Raw genomic sequence first — 1400 nt, forward strand, 5'->3', positions numbered from 1 at the left:
TTACGTCGGTCCCGACGAATGGGCCGCGGCGGCGGCGAGCGGAAGCGGCTCCTGGTGGCCGGCCTGGACGCAGTGGCTCGCCGAGCATTCGGCCCCGGATCGCGTGCCGCCGCCCGGGCTCGGCGCCGCCGACAAGGGCTATCCGGCGATCGAGGACGCTCCCGGCTCTTACGTCTTTCAGCGGTGAGGCGACGATGAATTTCACGCCGTCCCCCTCCGACATGATCGAAAACCGGACTTTCGACGAAATCGCCGTCGGCGACAGCGCCAGCAGCACGCGGACCCTCACGCCGGAGGACATCGATCTGTTCGCGCTGGTGTCCGGAGACGTCAATCCCGCCCATCTCGATCCAGCCTATGCCGAGACCGATCTATTCCATAAGATCATCGCCCATGGCATGTGGGGCGGCGCGCTGATCTCCGCCGTCTTCGGCACCAGGCTACCCGGTCCGGGGACGATCTATCTGTCCCAGGACTTGCATTTTCGGGCGCCGGTCGGGATCGGTGACGAGATCACCACCACGGTCACCGTGCGCGAGAAGAAGCCCGAGAAGAAGCGGATCGTCTTCGATTGCGTGTGCGTGAACCAGACGGGGCGGGAGGTGATAACCGGAACGGCCGAGGTCCAGGCGCCGACCGAGAAGGTACGCCGCCCGCGGATCGAGCTGCCCGATGTGCGGCTGAATCGACGCCACGGGTTCCGGACCTTGCTGAGCCGCGTCGCCGGCCTCGCGCCGACGGTCGTCGCCGTAGCTCATCCATGCGATACGGCGTCGCTCGGATCCGTGGTCGAAATGGCCGACGCCGGGCTCGTCGCGCCGATCCTCGTCGGCCCGGAAGCCAAGATCAGAGCCGCCGCGGCCGCCGCGTCGCTCGACATCGGCGCGTTCCGGATCGTCGCCGCTCCGCATAGTCACGCCGCGGCCGCGCGGGCCGTCGCCCTGGTCCGCGCCGGCGAGGCCGAGCTGCTGATGAAAGGCTCTCTCCATACGGACGAGCTGATGCATGAGGTGGTGGCGGCCGATACCGGGCTGCGGACGGAGCGCCGCCTCAGCCATGTCTATATCATGGACGTCCCGTCCTATCCGCGTCCGCTGCTGATCACCGACGCGGCGGTGACTATCGAGCCTTCTCTCATGGACAAGCGGGACATCGTCCAGAACGCGATCGACCTCGCCCATGTGATAGGGATCGAGACGCCGAAGGTCGCCATTCTCGGAGCTGTCGAGACCGTCAATCCTTCGATGCGCACCACGCTCGACGCGGCCGCCCTGTGCAAGATGGCCGATCGCGGACAGATCACGGGCGGCGTCGTCGACGGTCCGCTCGCTTTCGACAATGCGGTGAGCCTGGAAGCGGCCCGGCAGAAAGGGATCGTATCCGCGGTCGCCGGGCAGGCC

1 protein-coding gene and 1 pseudogene are annotated in these 1400 nt (G+C 67.4%); both read left to right on the plus strand.

The genetic code is table 11. From position 1 onward, the window contains the following. Positions 1-187 (plus strand): annotated as a pseudogene (locus A1351_RS25655) (poly-beta-hydroxybutyrate polymerase); the annotation flags it as partial. Between the two features lie 34 nt (positions 188-221). Beyond that, positions 222-1400, plus strand: a 1179-nt coding sequence (locus tag A1351_RS10865; RefSeq protein ID WP_083967269.1) for a bifunctional enoyl-CoA hydratase/phosphate acetyltransferase, incomplete at its 3' end; no start/stop codon positions are given.

The sequence above is a fragment of the Methylosinus sp. R-45379 genome, from assembly GCF_001644125.1.
GTDB lineage: Bacteria > Pseudomonadota > Alphaproteobacteria > Rhizobiales > Beijerinckiaceae > Methylosinus.